This is a genomic window from Gordonia oleivorans, from assembly GCF_040044975.1.
GTDB lineage: Bacteria > Actinomycetota > Actinomycetes > Mycobacteriales > Mycobacteriaceae > Gordonia > Gordonia oleivorans.
Genome location: NZ_JBDZDI010000005.1, coordinates 89,777 through 111,457, shown reverse-complemented (window position 1 = coordinate 111,457; position 21,681 = coordinate 89,777). Strand labels below are relative to the sequence as shown.

The window sequence follows — 21,681 nt, the reverse complement described above, 5'->3', positions numbered from 1 at the left end:
GGCTGGCAACCCCTGAGTCGAAATACCTACCGACTCTCGCATCGGCGTTTGCCATGATGAGCATGTGACTGATGAACAGGTGACCACGGTGAAGCCCGCGAAACCCGCGAAACGCACCGGCCGCCCGGGCCGCCCCGGCTACGACCTCGACTCGCTGCTCGCCGTAGCGGTCAAGGTCTTCAATGAGAAGGGTTACGACGGCACCAGCATGGATGTGCTCGCCGACCGGCTGGGCATCAGCAAGTCCTCGATCTATCACCACGTGTCGGGCAAGCAGGAACTCCTCGAGCTGGCCCTCGGGCGTGCTCTCAATGCCCTGTTCGCGGCGACCACCGAGACGGGCGCCACCGAGGGAAGGTCCATCGAGCGCCTCGAATACCTGGTCAGACGGAGTGTGGAGATCCTGGCTGCGGAGCTTCCCTACGTGACCCTGCTGCTGCGGGTACGCGGAAACAGTGCCGTGGAGAGACGTGCACTTGCCCGTCGGCGGGAGTTCGACGAGTTCGTCGGCAACCTGGTGATCGCGGCCGCGGAGGAGGGCGACGTCTCCCCCGAGGTCGACCCGGCATTGGTCGCGCGATTGCTCTTCGGCACCGTCAATTCTCTGATCGAGTGGTACCGCCCCCGCGTCGGCATCAGTGCCGACGATCTCGCCGACGCCGTCGTCGCGATGACCTTTGACGGATTGCGTCGTCCCCGCACCTGACGCGACCTCCCTCTTGACATGGGACCTTGGTCCCAGCGATGGTAATTACCGACCGAATGGACGGTAGAGGGAGTTGACTGTGAGCCGGATGTTGGACAGCTACGCACAGGGACGGTGGTACACCGCACCAGACGAGGGCACCGCGTTGCCCGACGCGGTTGACGGATCGGAGGTCGCGCGGATCAGCTCGACCGGCCTGGATCTGGCCGGGATGGTGGACTACGCACGAACCGTCGGCGGGCCGGCGCTGGCGGCACTGACCTTTCACGAACGCGCCGCGCTGCTCAAGCAGCTCGCGCTGACCCTGATGGCCGGGAAGGACGAGTTCTACGAACTCTCCCGGCGAACCGGAGCCACCGATCGCGACTCGGCCGTCGACATCGACGGCGGATTCGGCACGGTCCTCAGCTATGCGAGCAAGGCGCGTCGCGAACTCCCCAACGACACCGTGTATCTCGACGGAGCCGTGGAACCGCTGGGCAAGAAGGGTACCTTCGCCGGGCAGCATATTTACACCTCTCGGCGCGGAGTTGCGGTGCAGATCAACGCCTTCAACTTCCCGGTCTGGGGATTCCTGGAGAAACTGGCGCCCGCATTCATCGCCGGCGTGCCGTCGATCATCAAGCCGGCCAGCGCCACCGCATACCTCACCGAACTCGTGTTCCGTCGGATCGTCGAAAGCGGAATCCTTCCCGAGGGATCGGTGCAGTTGCTCTGCGGGAGCGCACGCGATCTGCTCGATCATCTCGACGGCCAGGATTCGGTGGCATTCACCGGGTCCGCCGACACCGCGGCCCTGCTGCGCGCGCATCCGACGGTCGTCTCGTCGGGCCTGCACTTCACCGCCGAGGCCGACTCGCTCAACGCCTCGATTCTCGGCACCGACATCGGTGTCGACGATCCCGAATTCGAGCTCTACATCAAGCAACTCGTCACCGAGATGACCGTGAAGGCCGGCCAGAAGTGCACCGCGATCCGCCGCGCCCTGGTTCCCGAAGCACTCGTCGACGCGGTGATCGAGGCGGCATCTGCGCGCCTCACTGAGGTCCGCGTCGGCAATCCGAGCAATCCCGACGTCCGGATGGGCGCGCTGGCGGGCATCGAACAACGCGACGAGGTACTCAAGGCCGTTCGCGGACTGACGAAATCCGCCGACATCGTCTTCGGCGATCCCGATCATGTCGACGTGATCGACGCAGATCCCGGCAAGGGCGCCTTCCTGTCACCACTGTTGTTGCGGGCCAACGATTCCACTGCACCCGAACCACACGACATCGAGGCCTTCGGGCCGGTGGCCACCGTCATCGGGTATCGCGACTGTCCCGACGCCGTGGCGTTGGCGGCGCGCGGGCAGGGCAGTCTGGTGGCGTCGCTGGTCACCACGGATTCCGACCTCGCCGGCGAGGTGGTCCGAGGACTGGCCCCGTTCCACGGGCGCGTGCTGGTGCTCAACTCCGAGGATGCCGCCGAATCCACCGGTCACGGTTCGCCGTTGCCGGTCCTCGTTCATGGTGGTCCCGGGCGTGCCGGTGGTGGTGAGGAACTCGGCGGTATCCGCGGAGTGCTCCACCATATGCAGCGCACCGCCGTTCAGGGGACGCCGAATGTGCTGACCGCCGTGGGGCGTCGCTGGGTCAGCGGTGCCGATCGCCGGGAAAGTGACGTGCATCCTTTCCGGAAGGACCTGTCACAGTTGCAGATCGGCGACACCATCGTCGGCGGTCCACGCACCGTCACGCGCGCCGACATCGACCACTTCGCCGAGTTCACCGGCGACACATTCTACGCCCACACCGATCCGGTTGCGGCCGCGGCCAATCCCCTGTTCGGCGGGATCGTCGCCCACGGGTACCTGGTGGTATCTCTGGCGGCCGGACTGTTCGTCGACCCGGCTCCGGGTCCAGTCCTGGCGAACTTCGGGGTCGACGGTCTGCGGTTTCTCACGCCGGTGAAGGCCGACGACAGCCTGACCGTCACCTTGACCGCCAAACAGATCACGCCACGCCAGAGCGCCGATTACGGTGAGGTGCGCTGGGATGCCGTCGTCACCAACGCCGACGGCGCCCCGGTGGCGACCTATGACGTACTCACCCTGGTCGCCAAGGGCCAGGACTGAGCCGATTCAAAGCCGAATTGAGGAGCACACCATGACCATTCGCGTTGCCGTCTGCTACGGCGAGCCCACCGACCCCGCCGCCTTCGACGAGTACTACGAACGGGTGCACATCCCGCTGGCCAATGCGATTCCGGGCCTGACCGACTACACCTACGCCAAGTCGTCATCGCTGGACGGTTCGCCGGCACCGTACTACTCGGTGGCGAGCCTCTACTTCGCCGACGCGGAGTCACTCAAGGCCGGGCTGACCTCGCCGGAGATGGGAGCGGCCGCCGCCGACGTCCCCAACTTCGCCACCGGCGGCGTCACCATGTTCACGCATGAGGAAACCTCGGTCCGTCCATGACAGCGACACCCGCATCCTCGATTGACGATCACCCGATCGCCCGCCGGATGTGGGCCGAGGACAACGCATCCCGCGCGCTCGGCATCGAGTTGATCGAACTCGATGCCGGGCGGGCCCGGACCTCCATGCGGGTCGGGGCGCAGATGGTCAATGGCCACGGCATCACCCACGGTGGCTACGCCTTCATCATCGCCGACACCACCTTCGCCCTGGCGTGCAACAGCGGCGCCGATGCGGCAGTGGCCGCACGCTGCGACATCCGATTTCTCCGGCCCACTCGCGAGGGTGACGTCCTCGTGGCCGAGGCCCACGAGGTGCAGAGCTTCGGCCGCAACGGCATCTATGACGTCACCGTCACCTGCGATGGTGACGTGGTCGCGGAGTTCCGCGGTGACAGTCGGACGATTCCGGCGCGGCGGGACTGAGCGGGCGCGACGCCGCACCTCGCCTTACATCGACCTAACCGATGCATTAGCTCAATTAAATGCGCTGTACAGAACCAATCGCCCCCTGAATCATTGACGACAACACACGTGATGATCAGCGGACTTTTTTGGAGGGTTACGGTGACAAACGAACAGGTCGAGGTGCTGATCGTCGGCGCAGGTCAGGCCGGTATCGCGATGAGCGAGCACCTGAGCGCACAGGGAATCGAGCACTTGGTGCTCGAGAAGGATCGCGTCGCCGAACGGTGGCGCTCCTGGCGCTGGGACTCCCTCGTCGCCAACGGCCCCGCCTGGCATGACCGCTTCCCGGGCATGACCTTCGACGGTGACCCCGATGCGTTCGTCGGCAAGGAGGGCGTCGCCGATTATCTCGCCGCCTACGCGTCGATGATCGACGCGCCGATCCGCACCGGCGTCGAGGTGACCTCGGTACGCAAGCTCGACGACGCTGCCGGATTCCGGGTGACCACCACCGACGAGACGATCGACGCACGCTACGTCGTCTCGGCCACCGGCGCCTTCCAGAAGCCGGTCATCCCACCGTTGGTTCCCGCGAACTCCGGACTGCACCAGATTCATTCGAGTTCGTATCACAATCCGCAGCAGCTGCCCGACGGCGCCGTCCTCGTCGTCGGAGCCGGTTCGTCGGGAGTGCAGATCGCCGACGAACTGCGGGCGTCGGGACGTTCGGTGTACCTCGCCGTCGGCCCGCACGACCGGCCCCCGCGCAGTTATCGTGGCCGCGACTTCTGTTGGTGGCTGGGTGTTCTCGGCAAGTGGGATGCCGCAGCTCCCCCGGCCGGAGCCGAACACGTGACGATCGCGGTCAGTGGCGCGCACGGCGGACACACCGTCGACTTCCGTGGCCTCGCCGCCGACGGCATCACCTTGCTCGGTCGTGCCGAAGGGGTGACCGATGGCGTGATGACCTTCGCCGACGACCTGCGCACCAACATCGAGGCCGGTGACGCCAACTACCTGTCGATGCTCGACGAGGCCGACGCGTACGTCGCCCGCAACGGCCTCGACCTGCCGGAGGAACCCGAAGCACGGGTGATCGGCCCGGAACCGGCATGCGTCACCGATCCCATCCGGTCACTGGACCTTGCCGCACAGGGCATCACGTCGATCGTGTGGGCCACGGGATTCGCCTATGACTACGGCTGGCTCCAGGTGGACGCGCTCGACGAGAACGGGCGCCCCCGCCATCAGCGTGGCATCTCCAGCGAACCCGGCGTGTACTTCCTCGGACTGCCGTGGCTGTCGCGCCGCGGGTCCAGCTTCATCTGGGGTGTGTGGCACGACGCCAAGTATCTCGCCGACCAGATCGCCATCCAGCGTGGCTATCTCGCCTACCGCGCGCCGGTCGCCGAGCCGACCCCGGTCGGATAGTCCACCGACCCCACCACACCGAGAGGACATCACACCATGACCGCCACCCCACTGACCCCCACCCACACCCGCATCCGGCCGTTCAACACCCGCGACACCTATCCCGAGCAGAACCTCGACAACGACCTGTGCCAGGCCGTCGTCGCCGGTGGCGTCGTGTATCTGCGCGGTCAGATCGGTCAGGATCTCGACACCCGCGAATCGGTGGGCATCGGCGACGTCGAAGCCCAGACCGAGAAGGCCATGAGCAACATCGCCATGCTCCTCGACGAGGCCGGAAGCTCGTTGCGCGACATCGTGAAGGTGACCGTCTACCTCACCGACATCCGCTACCGCGAAACCGTGTATCGGGTGATGGGACGCTGGCTGGCCGGCGTGTTCCCGGTGTCGACCGGTCTCGTCGTCGAGGCCCTCGCGCGCCCCGAGTGGCTGGTCGAGATCGATGCCACCGCCGTACTGAGCGATTCGGGAGACGCCCGATGACCCTGTCACTGATCGCCCGTGACCCGGCGACCGGAGCCTTCGGCATCGTCATCTGCTCCTCGAGTCCGGCGGTCGCGGCTCGTTGTGCGCACGTACGCCCAGGCGTCGGTGTGGTGGCCTCGCAGAACATCACCAATCCGGCGTTGGGTACCGCGGTACTCGACGGCCTGGCGGCCGGTTCGGATGCCAGCACCGCACTGAAAGCCGCTCTGGCGCAGGAGGACTTCCCCGATCACCGGCAGGTGACCGTGGTCGACGCGCGGGGTGTCGGCGGGGCCCACTCGGGTGCGCTCAGCCTCGGCGTCCACCATCACCCCGTCGGCGATCAGGCCGTGGCCGCAGGCAATCTCCTCGCCGACGTGTCGGTGATCGACGCCCTGCTGACCGGCTACACCGACAGCGGCTCCACCGACTTCGAACGACGTCTCCTCGACGGTCTGGGCGCCGCAATCGAGGCCGGCGGTGAGGCCGGCCCGGTTCACTCGGCGGGTCTGCTCGTCACCGGCGACGTGGCGTGGCCGGTCACCGACCTGCGGGTGGACTTCGCCGACGACCCGTACGCCGACCTCGAGGCACTGTGGCGCCTGTGGCAGCCACAGAAGGACGACTACCGGGTGCGCGGCGTCGACCCGACCCGCGCCCCGTCGTATGGCGTTGCGGGGGATCTGTGACCTCGCCCGACACCGTCGTCTCGGCTCAGGTGACCGCCGATCATGACGTCCTCACCGCCCTGTCCCGCGACCTCTACGACGATCCCGAAATCGCCTGGGAGGAAGAGCGTTCCGCGCGCCGGGTGGCCGATCGGCTGGCCGACGCCGGATTCTCGGTCACCGAACGATTCTGTGACCTGGACACCGCCTTCGCCGCCACCGTCGGCAGCGGAGATCTACATATCGCCCTGTGCGCCGAATACGATGCGCTGCCCGGTCTCGGCCACGCCTGCGGCCACAACCTGATCTCGGCGATCACCGTCGGCGCGGCACGTGCGCTGACGCCGGTCGTCGACGACCTGGGCATCACGCTCAGCGTCATCGGCACCCCGGCCGAGGAGGGCGGCGGCGGCAAGATCGAGATGCTCGAACGCGGCGGATTCGACGGCCAGCACGCCGCGGCGATGGTTCATCCCGGTCCCGTCGACGTCGCCCGCGCGCGACCATTCGCGGTGTCGCACAGCCACATCGAGTATCACGGCAAGGCCGCCCACGCCGCCGCCTACCCCGAACGTGGCGTCAACGCCGCCGACGCCTTCACCATCGCCCAGGTGGCCATCGGATTGCTCCGTCAGCAGTTACCGTCGTCGGTACGTGTGCACGGCATGATGACCCGTGGCGGTGAGGCGCCCAACGCCATCGCCGAACGCACCGAGGGCCGGTGGTATGTGCGCGCCGAGACGCTCGCCGAGCTGGCCGAGGTGGAACCCCGCGTCATGCGGTGCTTCGAGGCGGGCGCACTCGCCTCCGGCGCACAGCTGACCGTCACCCCGGAATCCAAGCCCTATGCCGAATTCCGCACCGACGACGAGCTTCTCGGCTGCTACGAGCGGCGCGCACTGGCTCTTGGACGACGCTTCGAGTCGGGGGCGGATTCGATGATGGCGCGGGCGTCCACCGACATGGGCAACGTGTCGCAGGTACTGCCGGCGATTCACCCCTACATCGGCATCGATTCCATGCCTGCGGTGAACCATCAGATCGAATTCGCTTCCGCCACACTCACTTCCGCGGCCGAAGTCGCCATCGTCCAGGGCGCCATCGCGCTGGCCGGCACGGTGATCGACGCGGCGACCGTGTCGTCGATCCGGAAGCGACTCACTCACCAGGAGCCCTGATGATCTCGTCCGACCGTGGTGCCGTGCGTATCGAGCACGATCTGCTCGGTGACCACGACGTCCCCGCCGACGTCTACTACGGCGTGCACACCTGCCGAGCGCTCGACAACTTCCCCATCAGCGGCGTGCCGATCGCGCGGTACGGCGATCTGGTGATCGCGCTCGCCTCGGTGAAACAGGCTGCCGCCGAGACCAATCGCGACCTCGGATTGCTCGACCCCGGTATCGCCGACGCGATCATCGCGGCCTGCAACGAGATCCGCGAGGGCGCACTGCATGAGCAGTTCGTCGTCGACCAGATTCAGGGCGGGGCGGGAACGTCGACGAACATGAACGCCAACGAGGTGATCGCCAATCGGGCGCTGGAGATCCTCGGATACTCGCGCGGTCGCTACGACATCGTCCATCCGCTCGAACACGTGAATCTCGGACAGAGCACCAACGACGTGTACCCGACGGCGGTGAAGGTCGCCCTCGCCCGCGCGGCGCACACCCTGGAGCACTCGTTGCGCGAGTTGGCTTCTCGATGCCGATCCAAGGCCGACGAGTTCGCCGACGTCCTCAAACTGGGTCGCACCCAGCTGCAGGACGCGGTGCCGATGACGCTCGGTCAGGAGTTCGGCGCGTACGCGGTGACCATCGCCGAGGACGCCGACCGGATGAGCGAGGCGACTCTGCTCATCGCCGAGATCAACCTCGGTGGCACCGCGATCGGCACCGGCCTCAACACCGACCCCGATTACGCGGCACGCGCCTGCGAACGCCTTGCGGCGATCACCGGCCTGCCGTTGTCCACGGCCGACGACCTCGTGGAGGCGACCTCGGATGTCGGGGCCTTCGTGCAGCTGTCCGGCGTCACCAAGCGCGCCGCGGTGAAACTCTCCAAGATCTGTAACGACCTGCGGCTGTTGAGTTCCGGACCACGGTCGGGGTTAGGTGAGATCACCCTGCCGGCGGTGCAAGCCGGATCGTCCATCATGCCCGGCAAGGTCAACCCGGTGATCCCGGAGGTGGTCAACCAGGTGGCGTTCGAGGTGATGGGCAATGACCTCACGGTGAGCGTCGCGGCCGAGGCCGGCCAGTTGCAGCTCAACGCCTTTGAGCCGATCATCGTGCGCGCGCTGCTCTCCTCGCTGACTCATCTGGCCGCTGCGGTCGACGTGCTCGGCACGCGGTGCATCGCCGGGATCACACCGAACGTCGATCGGATGCGTGAGGCCGTCTACGGTTCCGCCAGCCTGGCCACCGCACTGAACCCCCTTCTGGGCTACGAGACCGCCACCGCCCTGGTCGCCGAGGCGATGTCGACCGGCGCATCGATCCCCGATCTCGTGCGGCGGGGGGCACTCGTCGACGAGGCCGTGCTCGAGCGGATTCTGAGCCCGGTTCATCTGCGTCGGACCGGCCAACAGTCGCCCTCGCCGGTCGAGTAGCCCTCGACGGGGGCCAGGACGAAGAAGGTCACCCCGGCGACGGGAGGGTCGCGCCCAATCGCGGACACGACAGTGCCGCAACAAGATAGCCACGCAGCAGGGAGCGCGCCCGGGGTGCGTCGAGGTTCTCGTTGCGGCCGACGAGGTGGATGCCCACTCCGTCCTCGAGTGCGACGGCGGTGGCCGCGATGTCGGCGGCGTCGCCGTTGATCACGAAATCCCCGGTGCGCACACCGTCGGCGATGACGTCGCGGTACAGCGACGCCTCGAGTTCGAACAGGCGCGCCATGAGCTCCGCATGACGTGTCACCCGGGCACTGTGCAGATGCAGTTCGTAGAGCGCCGGCCACATCGGGTCGTCAGGGTCGCAGATCCCCAGATCCACGAGCGCACCGAGTCGGTCGAGCGGATCGTCGTGCTGCGCCATCACGTCTCGGCGCCCCCGATAGAACCGCTCGACGGCGGTCTCGTGTACCGCCAGCAACAGGTCGTCGAGTTCGGGGTAGTAGTAGGCGACCGATCCGGGCGACAACTGCGCGGCGGCGGCGATGTCCTTGATCCGCAATCCGATCAGGCCGCGCTCGGCGATGGCAGCCGTTGCCGCGGTGATGATTTCAGCGCGACGGGCATCTTGCCGGCGGGGACGGGCCATGCCTGCCGATCCTGCCCTGCACCGCACCTCGATGCAAGCGTGCACTTGCATCGGTTCCGCCGATGTCGCGGATCGAATCTTCGGATGACGAGATGTCGGTTACAGGTGGGCGAACCGGCAGGTCTCGCGATACCGTCGAATCATTCTTTGCGATTGAGCGCAAAGAATGCCCATCCCAGCGACCCGCTGATCGGCACAGCCCAGCCCACGGAGCGTTCCCCATGCGTGACCCCCGCTATGACATCCTCTTCGAACCGGTCAAGATCGGGCCGGTGACCGCCCGCAACCGTTTCTTCCAGGTCCCCCACTGCAACGGAATGGGATACCGCGACCCGTCGGGGGAGGCCGCGATGCGCCGCGTCAAGGCCGAAGGCGGGTGGGCGGTGGTCTGCACCGAGCAGGTGGAGATCCATCCCACCTCCGACATCGGGCCGTTCATCGAACTGCGACTCTGGGACGACCAGGACATGCCGGCGATCGCGCGCATCGCCGACCAGATCCACGAGGGTGGCGCGCTGGCCGGAATCGAACTGGCGCACAACGGCCTCAACAGCCCGAACCTCATCAGCCGCGAAACCCCGCTCGGCCCACAGCATCTGCCCGTCGTGTCGTGGAACCTCGACCCGGTCCAGGCCCGCGCGATGACCAAGGCCGACATCGTCGACCTGCGCAAGTGGCATGCCGATTCGGTTCATCGCTCGCTGGCCGCCGGATATGACATCGTCTACGTCTACGCCGGCCACGCCATCGGCGGCCTGCACCACTTCCTGTCACGGCGGTACAACAACCGCACCGACGAGTACGGCGGCAGCCTGGAAAACCGTATCCGGCTGATCCGCGAGATCCTCGAGGACACCCGCGAGATCGCCGACGGCAAGGCCGCCGTCGCCTGCCGCATCTCCGTCGACGAACTCCTCGGCGACGAGGGCATCACCCGCGCCGAGATGGAGGACGTCTTCGGCATCATCGGCGAGCACCCCGATCTCTGGGATCTGGTGCTGGGCAGTTGGGAAGATGACTCGGTGACATCGCGTTTCGGCCCCGAGGCCGAGCAGGAGCCGTACGTCACCGGCCTCAAACAACTCACCACCAAACCGGTGGTCGGTGTCGGCCGCTTCACCTCCCCCGACACCATGGTGCGCCAGGTCAAGGCCGGCGTCCTCGACCTCATCGGTGCCGCGCGCCCATCGATCGCCGACCCGTTCATGCCCAACAAGATCGAACGCGGAGACCTCGAGGACATCCGCGAATGCATCGGATGCAACATCTGCGTCTCCGGCGACTTCACCATGTCCCCCATCCGCTGCACCCAGAACCCGACGATGGGCGAGGAGTTCCGCCGCGGCTGGCATCCCGAACACATCGCGCCGAAGGCCTCCGACTCGTCGGTGCTCGTCGTGGGTGCCGGACCCGCCGGCCTGGAAGCCGCTCGCGCCCTGGGCAACCGGGGATACTCGGTCACCCTGACCGAGGCCGGTCGAGTCCTCGGCGGGCGCCTCGCACGGGAGTCGAAGCTGCCCGGGCTCTCCGCATGGATCCGGGTGATCGACTACCGGCTACAACAGATCGAGAAACTCGACACCGTCGACATCTACCGCGAATCGCCGATGACGGAACAGGACATCCTCGAGTACGGCTTCGACCACGTGCTCGTGGCGACCGGCGCCTCCTGGCGTCGGGACGGTGTCGGCCGCTGGCACACGCACGGCATCGAGATCGAGGCCGGCACAGATGTTCTCACGCCCGACGACATCACTTCCGGGCTGCGCCCACAGGGCAACCGGGTGGTCCTCTTCGACGACGATCACTACTACCTCGGTGCGGTCATCGCCGAGATGCTCGCCAAGGAAGGATACGACGTCACCCTGGTGACGCCGGTACCGCAGGTGTCGCAGTGGACCACCAACACCATGGAATCCCACCGCATCCGGGCACGCATCATCGAGGCCGGTGTGGCCGTGCGCACCGACACCGCCGTCACCGCCATCCGCGACGGTGGCGTCGACACGGCGTGCCGGTTCACCGGCCGCGCCGGGCAGATCGAGGCCGACTCCGTCGTCCTGGTCACCGCGCGCCTGCCGCACGACGAGCTCTACACGGGTTTGCATGCGCGCGAGGACGAGTGGGCCGACGCCGGCATCCGCAGTGTGCGTGGGGCCGGTGACGCATGGGCACCCTCGACGATCGCCGCGGCCGTCTGGTCGGGACACCGCTACGCCGAGGAACTCGACACGCCCCCGTCCGGTGCGCCGGTCCCGTTCCGACGCGAGGTGACCCAGTTGTCGATCGAGCCGGTGTTCCGCACCCCGGTTTCGGTGTCCTGACCCGCGCGCCATAACCCCACCGCCGCAACCCACACCACCACAATTACACCGCCGCAGCCGAATACTCCGGAGTCGCCATGTACGCCCAGCACATCTTCACCAATGCAGCCGTCTGGCAGACCGGCGATGGCGCATCCGGCGCCGACACCGTCGCCGTGGCCGACGGGGCGATCATCTCCGTCGGCGGCGGCGTGGATCGCGCTCTCGTCGGCCCTCGGACGCAGGTGCACGACCTGGCGGGTGCGAGCCTGCTGCCCGGCTTCATCGACGCCCACGTGCATCCGGTGGCCGGGGGGCTGGCCGCGCTGCGCTGTGACCTGTCGGAGTTGCCGCATGATCGTCGGCGTTACCTCGACGCCATCGGGGCCTATGCCCGCAGCCATCCGGATGAACCGGTCATCAGCGGAAGCGGTTGGTATGGTGACGCTTTCCCCGGTGGACTGCCCACCCGCGGCGATCTCGACGAGGTCGTCGCCGACCGGCCGGTGGTGTTGTCGAGTCATGACGGTCACGGCGTGTGGGTCAACTCGGAGACGTTGCGGCGCACACGCATCGACGCCTCGACCCCCGATCCCAGCGGCGGGCGCATCGAACGCGACCCGACCGGCCGGCCGACCGGGGTGCTGTTCGAGCGGGCCGGCGACCCCGCGAACGCCCTCATTCCGGCCTACGACGACGAGTTCCTCCGTCGTGCGTTGCTGACCGCGCAGTGCCGGCTGCATGCGGTGGGCGTCACCGGCTGGCAGGATGCGGGCGTGGACATCCCGGCATTCGGACTGTCGGACACGCTCGCCACCTATATCGCCGCCGATGCCGCCGGAGAGTTGACCGCGCGGGTGTGCGGCGCACTGTGGTGGGCCGCGGAGAAGGGTCTCGGGCAGCTCGACACGCTGCTCCAGCGACGAGAACAGGCGCACGGCACTCGCTTTCACGTCGACACCGTCAAGGTGATGCAGGACGGGATCTGCGAGAACTGCACCGCCGCGATGCTCGCACCGTACACCCACCTGCCTGCCGGGGCCGCGCCGGAGGGTCTGTCGTTCATCGATCCGGCGGAGCTCGACGAGGTGTGTGCACTGCTCGCGCGCAACGACTTCCACATCCACATGCATGCGGTCGGCGATCGTGCGGTGCGGGAATGTCTCGATGCGCTGGGCATCGCCGTTCTTTCCCGCCCGGGGTTCCCCGCCCGCCACCAGATCGCCCATCTCGACGTCGTCGACCCCGCAGACATCCCACGCTTCGCCCAGCTCGGCGTCATCGCCAACATCCAGGCGCTCTGGGCACGGCGGGACACCGAGATCGTCGAACGCAAACTCCCCTTGCTGGGCCCCGACCGGCAGCGGTGGCATTTTCCGTTCGGATCGATCCTCGCAGCGGGCGGCGCGTTGGCGATGGGCAGCGACTGGCCGGTCACCGATCCGAATCCCTTGTGGGCCATCCATACCGCGGCCCATCGGACGGGTTCGCTGGCCGACCCGCACGCCATCGGCGACGACGCCCGAACCGTCCCACTCGTCGCCGAGGAAGCCATCGGGCTGCGGGCGGCCGTCGACGCCTACACGATCGGCGCGGCACGCGCGATGCATGCCGACGACGCGACCGGGTCCATCGAGGTCGGCAAGGATGCCGACCTCGTCGTCCTCGACGGTGACATCCGTGAGGCGCGTGACATCGGTGAGATGACGGTGCGGATGACGATGGTCGGCGGTGCGGTGGTGCACGACGCCTGAGGTTTGTGTCCCGCGATTATCGGCACGTCAGTGCAGCCGTTCGAGGTCAGCGAAACGGTCGAATCCCCAATCAAAGGTCAGGATGCGAGTTATCCCGTTGGCGCGCATCGCGGCAACGTGTAGAGCGTCGGAGCACCAGCTCCGCCGAGGACAAGCGGTATGGCGGCGTCGATGTCCTCACGGCGGATCGAGAAGACATCATCGACAAGTTCGTCGAGCGCGTTGCATGCCGGTTCGATTGCGTCGAGTCGCTCAATCGCGGCGTATCGGCGCAGCAGTTCTTGATAGACCTCGGCGTCAGTGACAAGCCTGGTCTCGTCGAGAATCAACTGATCGAGAATGTCGCGGGCCCGATCCCGATGTGGGTGATCGGCGCCGACGAGATACGTCGGGATGTTGGCATCCAGAAAGACACTCACGCCAGGTAGCCGCGTTCGGTCTCGTCAAGCAACTGTTCGATATCCCCGGTCGGGAACTCATGGGTGAGTGCCTTCCTCAGCGCTGCCAGCTTTCGTGCCTGCGTCTGACGTGGTTGTTGTGCACGCGCTTCTCGCAGGGCAGCGCGCACCCACTGCGACACAGTCTCGCCCTGCCGCTGAGCGAACGCCTCGATCTCGGCATACTCGTCGTCGTCCATCACGACCTGTAGACGTTTAGTCACTCAGTGAGTATGACTCGCTCAGGGCTGATCATGCCGGTCTCGGGCACGTGCGGAGCCTACCCACGGTCCATTGCTTCGGCGACTCGCGCGGGCCCAGTCAGCTCACGCGACACCCCCACGTCCACGCCCTCGTTGCACTGAGCGCGCCAGCACGCAGGCACCGCGTCGAGCAGAACCACCCGCGCCAATCCCCCCGATCCGATCGACGTCGTCGACGAGGCGACTCCCAGAGATACGACGGTGGCCCGGCCCCTCCAGCGGAGAAGCCGGGCCACCGTCGTGATCGCGTCTCAGCCGACAGTTTCGGTGATCCGCGGCTCGTCGGTCACCACCGGTTCTGCTGCGGCAGAAACACTCCCCCGTCCGCGGAGATAGCCGGCGACCGCGATCAGGGCGAGCAGCGCCAGGGTGCCGAGGGTGAACACCTCGAACCTCATGCGGCCGACTCCCCACGTCTCGAGGAAGTCGTAGTCGATGCCGACGAGGTTCTCCAGCGTTCCGGGGAAGACCGCCACCCACACGCCCAGCGCGGCCCAGAACGTCGTCACGGCGACGGCCACGGTGATGCCCACGCGCCCACCGGGAATCGAGTAGGAGCGGCCTCGCGCAGGATGGGTGAACCGCAGGCGAAGCGCCGCCGGGAACACGAAAAGGTATGCGACGAGGGAGGTGGAGATGGTGATCGTGAGCACGACGGCGAACGTCGCGGCACTGTCGCCGCGGGAGAACAGCACACCGGCGACCATGAACACCAGCGCGATGACACCGGTGAACACGTTGACGCGCACCGGAGAATCCCGCTTCTCGTCGAACTTCGCGAAGTAGGGGAAGAAGCCACCGTCGGCCGCCGCGACGGCCAGCGCACGGTTCGCGGCCAGCGCCCAGGTGGCACCGGTGACGCCGAGGCCGACGATGAAGGCCAGCACCGCGAGCTTCACCAGAAGGCCCGCAGCCGGCCCGCAGCCGGGCCGTAGACGCCGAAGACGGTGTCGACGGCGGCCATGAATCCGCCGATGCCGGTGATCTCGTCTGCCGGGAGCACCAGGAGCAGGGCCAGCACCGGCAACGCGTAGACCAGGATTCCGACGAAGCCGCTGACCGCAATGCCGCGGGGAACGTCACGCTGCGGGTTGGTCATCTCACCGCCGGCCTGACTCGGCACCTCGAAACCGACCAACGAGAACAGCAGCAGCGGAACAAGTCCCAGGAAACCGGTCATCGTGGGCGACCAGCTCACCGCGCCGATGCCGTGGAACCCGTGCTGGAGACCGAAGATGACGGTGGTGATCAGGAAGACCGCGGCGAGACCGAGTTTCAGGTAGGTACCGATCCGGAAGACCACCCGGGCCCGCCGCATCGACAGCAGTGTGACACCCACCGAGGCGCAGACGAACACGACCTTGAACGCATAGTCGCCGACGGTGCCCTCGCCCACCGGGCGAATGAAGCTGCTCCACGCCTCGGTACTGATGAACGCGAGCGAACCGCCGATCCACAGCGGGTTGATCGACCAGTACATGATGGTGGCGATCGAGCCGGGCAGTCGGCCGAAGGCACGTTTGACCCACTCGTAGAGGCCACCCTCGTCGGGGAAGGCACTGCCCAGTTCGGCGGTCACCAGGCCGTAGGGAACCATCCACAACACGGCCAGCACGAGCAGCCAGGTGAAGGTCTCCCCACCGAAGGACGAGATCTCACCGACCATGTCCAGGCTGATGAGTGCCGACAGGATCATGATCGGAACGTCGAGACGGCGCAGCGAATGCCGCAGATGCAGATCCGGCCCGTCCTGGGCCACTGGATGAGTTCCCATGAGTCAACTCCTGCTCGACGAGGGGAATGAAGACGTGTGCTACCAGCCTGAATGCCGAGGTTTCATCTGTACAGTCTTTGTTTCCGTGGTTTAGTATCGGAAGAGTCGAATCAACGAGGTGAGACATGGCGGACTACACGCTGCGGCAACTCGAGTACTTCGTGGCGGTCGCCGAAGCCGGCAGCATCACGAAAGCGGCCACCGCCGTACACCTTTCGCAATCGGCGATGTCGACGGCACTCACCGACCTGGAGGGCTCCCTGGGAGTCCAGTTGTTGGTACGCCACCACGCGAAAGGCATCACGCTGACACCGTCGGGCCGCGAGTTGCTGGTCGCGAGCAGGCAACTGCTGGCGTCGGCCGCCGACCTGCGGTCGATCGCCCACGGCATGGGCGGCTCCCTGACCGGGTCCTTGTCGATCGGCTGCTTCGAGGTGATGGCGCCCTATCTGCTGCCCGAATTACTCAGTACCGCAGCGGAAAAGCTGCCGCGGCTGCAGTTGCAGACCACCGAGGTCGACCTCGCGGATCTCGCCGAGGGCGTCGCCGATGGCACCTTCGAACTCGGGATCGGTTACGACCTCGTCGACGATCCCCGGCTGAAGCGGTGGCCACTGCGGACCGTGCCACCCTACGTCCTCGTGTCCGGTTCACACAGGCTCGCGAAGCGGAAATCGGTACGGCTGCACGAACTCGCGGACGAACCCATGGCCCTACTCGACCTACCGCACAGTCGCGACTATTTCGGCCGGGTCTTCCGGGAATGCGGGGTCGAACCCAACGTCCGGTATCGATCCACCACCGTCGAGACCTGCCGCGCACTGGTGGGACGAGGACTGGCCTACACCGTGCTCAACCTGCAGTCGGCGGTCCCCATGGCGCTCGACGGACACGCGGTCGCGTCGATCCCCATCGCCGACGACGCCCCAGCCCTGACCATGGTGCTGCTCAACGCGATCGCCGCGCGGCCGACCAGGCGGGCCGGGGTGGTCGCCGAACTCTGCCGCGACCTGTTCGGGACATAGCTCTGCGCTCGATACAGCCCAGGCTCGTTACAGCTCAGTGCCCGCTACGACGATCAGCGGCGATGAGTTCCGCTGCCCGCTCCGCGATACTCATGATGGTGCCGACCGGATTGACCGACGTCAGCGTCGGCATCACCGAGGCATCGACGACGCGTAAACCGTTGACGCCCCGCACGTTCAGTCGGCTGTCGAGAACCGCGAGTGGATCGTCGTCGGCTCCCATCCGGCAGGTGCCCGACACGTGATAGACGGTCTGATGGGTCGCGCGCAGGGCCTCCGACAGTGCCTCGTCATCGTCGACATCGGGTCCGGGAAAGACCTCCCGCACAACCCAATCCGACATCGGAGCGGTGGCCGCGATACGTCGCGCGGCGCGAACTCCGGCCAGCAGTGCGGCCTCGTCGGCCCCATCGGGGTCGGTGAAGTAGCGGTAGTCGATGGCCGGCGGTGTCGCCGGATCGGTGTCGGTGATCCACACGCGCCCACGACTGTGGGGTTTGGCCACGTTGGGGGTGATGGAGATGATCTTCTCCGGCAGTTCGGTGCCGTAGGTGACGGCATGGTCGGCGACGGCCTCAACCGGGAAGTGCATCAACATATCCGGCCGTGCCGGGCTGTCGTCGGACAGGCGGAGCGCGGCGCCCGCATCCCAGCCGGTGGCGCAGGTCGTCGGCACATCGCGATCGGTCTCCCACACGATCAGCCCTTCGGCGTGATCCATCAGGTTCTCCCCCACCCCGGGCAGATCGACCCGGATCGGCACACCCGCCGCCGCGAGAACCTCGGCGGGGCCGATGCCCGAGCGCTGCAGGAGTGCGGGCGACCCGATGGCGCCCGCGCAGACGATGACCTCGCGGTCGGCATGGATGTCGGCGGATTCGCCCCCGGCGTCGACGGTACGGACACCGGTCGCGCGGTGGCCGGCGAAGAGCATCGTCGTGACCGAATGGTTCTGCACCACAGTCAGATTGGGACTTTGCGCAATCACGTCATGCAGATAGTGCACCGACGTCGACGACCGGAGATTACTCTCCGGCGTGTAGCCGATCTCGAAGAATCCCGCGCCCTCACCGGTTTTCGCGAAGTCGATGTCGCTGTTCCAGGCCGTCCGGGCCGGCAGATCCAGCGCCTCCCGCGCCGCGGCCACCACGTCGGCGACATACGGATTCCGGTCCGCCGGCGCCACCTTGGTGATGGGTGTGACGAGCCGGTCGAAACACCGGCCGAGCGTCTCCACATCCCACCCGGCGACCCCGTAGTCGGCCCATTCGTCGACATCGGCGGCGAGTGGCCGCCAGGTGATCATCGTGTTCGCCGTCGAGCATCCACCCAGGATGTGCATGCGCGACTGACGAATTCCGGAGTTCCCGCGTTCTTGCGGCACGCTGCGGTAATCCATGTCGTACTCGCTGCCGATCATCTCGGCCCAGCGGCGGATCGACCGCGCCCGCGGTTCGTGCTCGTCGCTGGGCCCCGCTTCGATGACCGTTACGGTGACGTCGGGGTCCTCGCTGAGCCGGGCGGCGACGATGCATCCCGCGGTGCCGCCGCCGACCACGACGTAATCGCTTCTCATGCAGCGGGTTCCGTCATCAGTACGGTCGGGGAGGCGACCGCGGCGGACTGCCGCAGCCGCATCAGGCCGTAGTAGAGCGGGCAGATCACCGCGAGCCCCACCAGCCACGAGATGTCTACGCCACCGAGCGATTCCGCGATCGGACCGACCCACAGCGTGGTCGAGAGGAACGGGATCTGCAGGGCGATGCCGAGCACGTAGCAGGCGATCGCCGTCCAGTTGAAGCGGCCGTACACGCCGCCGTCGCGGGCGAACAGCGAGGGAATGTCGTAGACGCCGTGCCGCAGGAAGTAGTAGTCGACCAGGTTGACCGCGGTCCACGGGATCAACACGCACAGCAGCAGGGACAGGAAGTTGGCGTAGTTGGCGAGGAAGTCGTCGGCGCTGACGAGGGCGGGCACCATCGCGATGGCGAAGAGCACCACGGCGATCACCGCGCGACTGGCGGCCTGTGGCCGCCATCGTGGCAGGATGTTCTGTCCGACGGTGATCGTCGACAGCGCACCGCAATACAGGTTCATCCCGTTGGTCAGGCTGATACCGACCGCGAAGACCGCGAACAGTCCCGTCGAGATCCCGTGGGTGAGCGTGGACATGCCGTCGAGGGTGTCGGCGGCGGGTAGCGCCGCGCCGACCAGGACGCCGAGCAGCATCGGCAACACGGAGCCGAGGACGCATCCCGCGTAGGTGGCCCAGAACGCGGTGGTGACGCCGGTGTCCTTGGGGAGGTAGCGGGTGTAGTCGGAGACGTAAGGCGCATAGGCGATCTGCCACAGGGCCGCGGCGGAGAACGTCGCCATGAAACCGGCCCAACCGAAATCACCGCTGTGCCAAGTACCCTCGGGCAGGCCGTTGACGCCGACCATCCAGACGAATGCCACCAGCAGTGCAAGGCCGGCCACCACCGAGAGGACGGCGGCCATGGAGTGGATCAGTTTGTAGCCGATGACGGTCACCGCGACGCTGATGCCGCCGATGATCAGGATCGCCCAGTTCGTCGGCAGTCCGGTGACCTCGGCGAAGGCCTGGCCGCCGAGGACCGCGTTGGAGGCGAAGAATCCCAGGTACATGAAGACGACGAGTACGACGACGAGGAGGCTGCCCAGCGACCCGAACTGCGCGCGGGTCTGCAGCATCTGCGGCACGCCCATCTGCGGTCCCTGCGCCGCGTGCAGTGCCATGACGACGCCACCGACGAGGTTGCCGAGGACGACGGCCAGCGCGCCGGCCCAGAAGGGCAGACCGAACACCGTGGTCGCGAGTGCGCCGGTGATGATGGTCAGCAGCATGATGTTGGAGCCGAACCAGACGGTGAAGATGTCGCGGGCGCGGCCGTGTCGCTCGTCGTGCGGGATGTGGTCGATGGTGCGGCGCTCGAGTGCCGGCGCGGCACCTCCCGGCGCGGACTCGGGTGTGGTCGTCATGAATGCGACTCCTCGTTGCCGTCGTGGTCTGTGGGATGTGCGCCACGTCGTCGGGGCGTTCAGGCCAGTATTCGACAGCGCGCATCCCAGGGAAAACAGAATCTTCCGACCTTCTGGATCAGCAAATCAGATGCAACTGTCATCGGCTGCACCGATGTAGATCATCAGATAATTCGGCTCGACAGGATCTGTTGCTTCATGGCCGAGTCGGTCACCATGGGTGCATGTCTGCACTCACGATCGATTGGCACGCCCGCGCGGCCGGCCTCAAACTGCCGACCGACGCCGTCATCGACGGTCGTCCGGTTCCCGCGGTCTCGGAAGACACCTTCGATGTCATCAACCCGGCCACCGGGGATGTCCTCGTCGCTGTCGCCGCCGGTGCGGAGGCCGACATCGACGCCGCGGTGGACGCCGCACGGCGGGCCTTCGACGACGGCCGCTGGTCGCGTCGCTCCGCCGCCGACCGTGGCGCGATCCTCATCCGCTTCGCGGATCTGCTCGTCGAGCACGCCGACGAACTCGCGCTCCTGGTGACCCTGGAGATGGGCAAGGCCATCCGCGACTCGATCGACGTCGAGGTGCCCGGCGCGGCCGCGGTGTTCCGCTACTACGGCGAGGTCATCGACAAGATCCCCGGTGAGCTCCCACCCACCGCCGACGGCAGTGTGGCCATGGTCCGACGCGTACCCCTGGGCGTGGTGGGTGCGGTGGTTCCGTGGAACTTCCCCCTCGACATCGCCGCGTGGAAGCTCGCGCCGGCGCTGGCAGCCGGTAATTCGGTCGTCCTCAAACCCGCCGAGGAGTCACCGCTGTCGGCGCTGCGGATGGCCGAGATCGCCCTCGAGGCGGGCATCCCGAGCGGCGTCCTCAACGTCGTACCCGGTCTCGGGGCCACTGCCGGACGTGCCCTGGGCCTGCACCCCGACGTCGATTGCCTGACGTTCACCGGGTCGGCCGAGGTCGGCAAGAAGTTCTTGGCCTACAGCGCCGAATCCAACATGAAGCAGGTGTGGCTCGAGTGCGGCGGCAAGAGCCCCAACATCGTCTTCGCCGACTGCGGCGACCTCGAATCCGCTGCGGAGATGGCGTGTTTCGGGATCTTCGGCAACCAGGGTGAGGTGTGTTCGGCCAACAGTCGACTCCTCGTGCAGCGGGAGATCGCCGACGAGTTCGCCGCGACCCTCGTGGCGAAGGCCGCGGCGTATCGGCCCGGCGATCCGCTGGATCCGTCCTCGACCACCGGCGCGATGGTGTCGCGCAAGCAGCTCGACCTTGTCCTCCGCTATGTCGAACGGGCACGATCGGAAGGTCGGATCATTCTCGGCGGCAACCGAATCGGAGACGCCGGGTTCTTCATGGAGCCCACCGTCGCCACCGACCTGCCGGCGGACTCGACGGTCATCACCGAGGAGATCTTCGGCCCGCTGCTCGCGATCATCCCGTTCGACACCGAGGAGCAGGCCATCGCCATGGCCAATGACACCGACTACGGTCTCGCAGCATCGGTGTGGACCGCCGATCTCGATCGGGCCTTGCGTGTTTCGGATGCCCTGCACGCCGGAACGGTGTCGGTCAACACCGTCGACGCCCTGTCTCCGGGGACCCCGTTCGGCGGCTTCAAGGGATCGGGATTCGGGTCCGACCTCTCCGTGCACGCCATCGACAAGTTCACCGGACTCAAGACGACCTGGATCGCGCGGCGGTAGGTCGGTCGGGCATC

Annotated in this window: 20 protein-coding genes; 13 read left to right on the top strand and 7 right to left on the bottom strand. The window is 66.9% G+C overall.

Annotated elements, in window-relative coordinates; genetic code table 11:
• The first annotated feature begins 88 nt into the window (after positions 1-88).
• The 9 genes from ABLE92_RS10390 to ABLE92_RS10350 all read left to right on the top strand — a co-directional run bounded on the left by ABLE92_RS10390 (position 89) and on the right by ABLE92_RS10350 (position 8,750).
• Positions 89-706: a TetR/AcrR family transcriptional regulator gene (locus ABLE92_RS10390; protein WP_348804881.1), complete on the top strand. Its 618-nt coding sequence runs from the start codon at positions 89-91 to the stop codon at positions 704-706.
• Positions 707-785: 79 nt separating this feature from the next.
• Entirely contained in the window at positions 786-2,822 is a 2,037-nt protein-coding gene (gene paaZ / locus ABLE92_RS10385; RefSeq protein ID WP_348804679.1) for a phenylacetic acid degradation bifunctional protein PaaZ, read from the top strand.
• A gap of 31 nt (positions 2,823-2,853) precedes the next feature.
• On the top strand, positions 2,854-3,168 hold the full coding sequence (locus tag ABLE92_RS10380) for an EthD family reductase (RefSeq protein ID WP_348804678.1): 315 nt from the start codon (positions 2,854-2,856) through the stop codon (positions 3,166-3,168).
• Positions 3,165-3,593 carry a hydroxyphenylacetyl-CoA thioesterase PaaI gene (gene paaI, locus ABLE92_RS10375; protein ID WP_348804677.1) on the top strand — a complete coding sequence of 143 codons (429 nt, stop codon included), beginning with the start codon at positions 3,165-3,167 and terminating at the stop codon, positions 3,591-3,593. The genes ABLE92_RS10380 and paaI overlap by 4 nt, the downstream gene beginning before the upstream one ends.
• 141 nt (positions 3,594-3,734) lie before the next feature.
• Entirely contained in the window at positions 3,735-5,006 is a 1,272-nt protein-coding gene (locus ABLE92_RS10370) for a flavin-containing monooxygenase (RefSeq protein WP_348804676.1), read from the top strand.
• A gap of 36 nt (positions 5,007-5,042) precedes the next feature.
• On the top strand, positions 5,043-5,489 hold the full coding sequence (locus ABLE92_RS10365; protein ID WP_348804675.1) for a RidA family protein: 447 nt from the start codon (positions 5,043-5,045) through the stop codon (positions 5,487-5,489).
• The gene (locus ABLE92_RS10360) at positions 5,486-6,160 is read left to right on the top strand and encodes a DUF1028 domain-containing protein (RefSeq protein ID WP_348804674.1); all 675 of its coding nucleotides are present in this window, start codon (positions 5,486-5,488) and stop codon (positions 6,158-6,160) included. Before ABLE92_RS10365 ends, ABLE92_RS10360 begins: the two co-directional genes overlap by 4 nt.
• On the top strand, positions 6,157-7,317 hold the full coding sequence (locus ABLE92_RS10355; protein WP_348804673.1) for a M20 family metallopeptidase: 1,161 nt from the start codon (positions 6,157-6,159) through the stop codon (positions 7,315-7,317). Before ABLE92_RS10360 ends, ABLE92_RS10355 begins: the two co-directional genes overlap by 4 nt.
• Entirely contained in the window at positions 7,317-8,750 is a 1,434-nt protein-coding gene (locus ABLE92_RS10350) for an aspartate ammonia-lyase (RefSeq protein ID WP_348804672.1), read from the top strand. Before ABLE92_RS10355 ends, ABLE92_RS10350 begins: the two co-directional genes overlap by 1 nt.
• Positions 8,751-8,778: 28 nt before the next feature.
• Here the strand turns inward: ABLE92_RS10350 and ABLE92_RS10345 are convergent, their stop codons facing one another.
• Entirely contained in the window at positions 8,779-9,402 is a 624-nt protein-coding gene (locus ABLE92_RS10345; protein ID WP_348804671.1) for a TetR/AcrR family transcriptional regulator, read from the bottom strand.
• Positions 9,403-9,623: 221 nt separating this feature from the next.
• Between ABLE92_RS10345 and ABLE92_RS10340 the strand changes: the two genes are divergently transcribed.
• Both ABLE92_RS10340 and ABLE92_RS10335 read left to right on the top strand, forming a co-directional pair.
• On the top strand, positions 9,624-11,726 hold the full coding sequence (locus ABLE92_RS10340) for an oxidoreductase (RefSeq protein WP_348804670.1): 2,103 nt from the start codon (positions 9,624-9,626) through the stop codon (positions 11,724-11,726).
• A gap of 77 nt (positions 11,727-11,803) precedes the next feature.
• The gene (locus tag ABLE92_RS10335) at positions 11,804-13,459 is read left to right on the top strand and encodes an amidohydrolase (RefSeq protein WP_348804669.1); all 1,656 of its coding nucleotides are present in this window, start codon (positions 11,804-11,806) and stop codon (positions 13,457-13,459) included.
• Between the two features lie 89 nt (positions 13,460-13,548).
• Here the strand turns inward: ABLE92_RS10335 and ABLE92_RS10330 are convergent, their stop codons facing one another.
• From ABLE92_RS10330 to ABLE92_RS10315, 4 genes are all read right to left on the bottom strand, one after another.
• On the bottom strand, positions 13,549-13,878 hold the full coding sequence (locus tag ABLE92_RS10330; RefSeq protein ID WP_348804668.1) for a type II toxin-antitoxin system VapC family toxin: 330 nt from the start codon (positions 13,876-13,878) through the stop codon (positions 13,549-13,551).
• Positions 13,875-14,120: a plasmid mobilization protein gene (locus ABLE92_RS10325; RefSeq protein WP_425476182.1), complete on the bottom strand. Its 246-nt coding sequence runs from the start codon at positions 14,118-14,120 to the stop codon at positions 13,875-13,877. Before ABLE92_RS10325 ends, ABLE92_RS10330 begins: the two co-directional genes overlap by 4 nt.
• A gap of 290 nt (positions 14,121-14,410) precedes the next feature.
• Positions 14,411-15,058, bottom strand: a complete 648-nt coding sequence (locus ABLE92_RS10320) for an APC family permease (RefSeq protein ID WP_348804666.1) — start codon at positions 15,056-15,058, stop codon at positions 14,411-14,413.
• Positions 15,055-15,933, bottom strand: a complete 879-nt coding sequence (locus tag ABLE92_RS10315) for an APC family permease (RefSeq protein WP_348804665.1) — start codon at positions 15,931-15,933, stop codon at positions 15,055-15,057. Before ABLE92_RS10315 ends, ABLE92_RS10320 begins: the two co-directional genes overlap by 4 nt.
• Before the next feature lie 125 nt (positions 15,934-16,058).
• On the opposite strand from ABLE92_RS10315, the gene ABLE92_RS10310 reads away from it, so the two are divergent.
• On the top strand, positions 16,059-16,958 hold the full coding sequence (locus tag ABLE92_RS10310) for a LysR family transcriptional regulator (RefSeq protein ID WP_348804664.1): 900 nt from the start codon (positions 16,059-16,061) through the stop codon (positions 16,956-16,958).
• Positions 16,959-16,992: 34 nt separating this feature from the next.
• On the opposite strand, the gene ABLE92_RS10305 is transcribed toward ABLE92_RS10310, so the two are convergent.
• Positions 16,993-18,534: a GMC family oxidoreductase gene (locus ABLE92_RS10305; protein ID WP_348804663.1), complete on the bottom strand. Its 1,542-nt coding sequence runs from the start codon at positions 18,532-18,534 to the stop codon at positions 16,993-16,995.
• Positions 18,531-19,958 carry a purine-cytosine permease family protein gene (locus tag ABLE92_RS10300; RefSeq protein ID WP_348804662.1) on the bottom strand — a complete coding sequence of 476 codons (1,428 nt, stop codon included), beginning with the start codon at positions 19,956-19,958 and terminating at the stop codon, positions 18,531-18,533. The genes ABLE92_RS10305 and ABLE92_RS10300 overlap by 4 nt, the downstream gene beginning before the upstream one ends.
• A gap of 224 nt (positions 19,959-20,182) precedes the next feature.
• Here ABLE92_RS10300 and ABLE92_RS10295 point away from each other — a divergent pair, with 224 nt between their 5' ends.
• Entirely contained in the window at positions 20,183-21,667 is a 1,485-nt protein-coding gene (locus tag ABLE92_RS10295) for an aldehyde dehydrogenase family protein (protein ID WP_348804661.1), read from the top strand.
• Positions 21,668-21,681 lie beyond the last annotated feature (14 nt).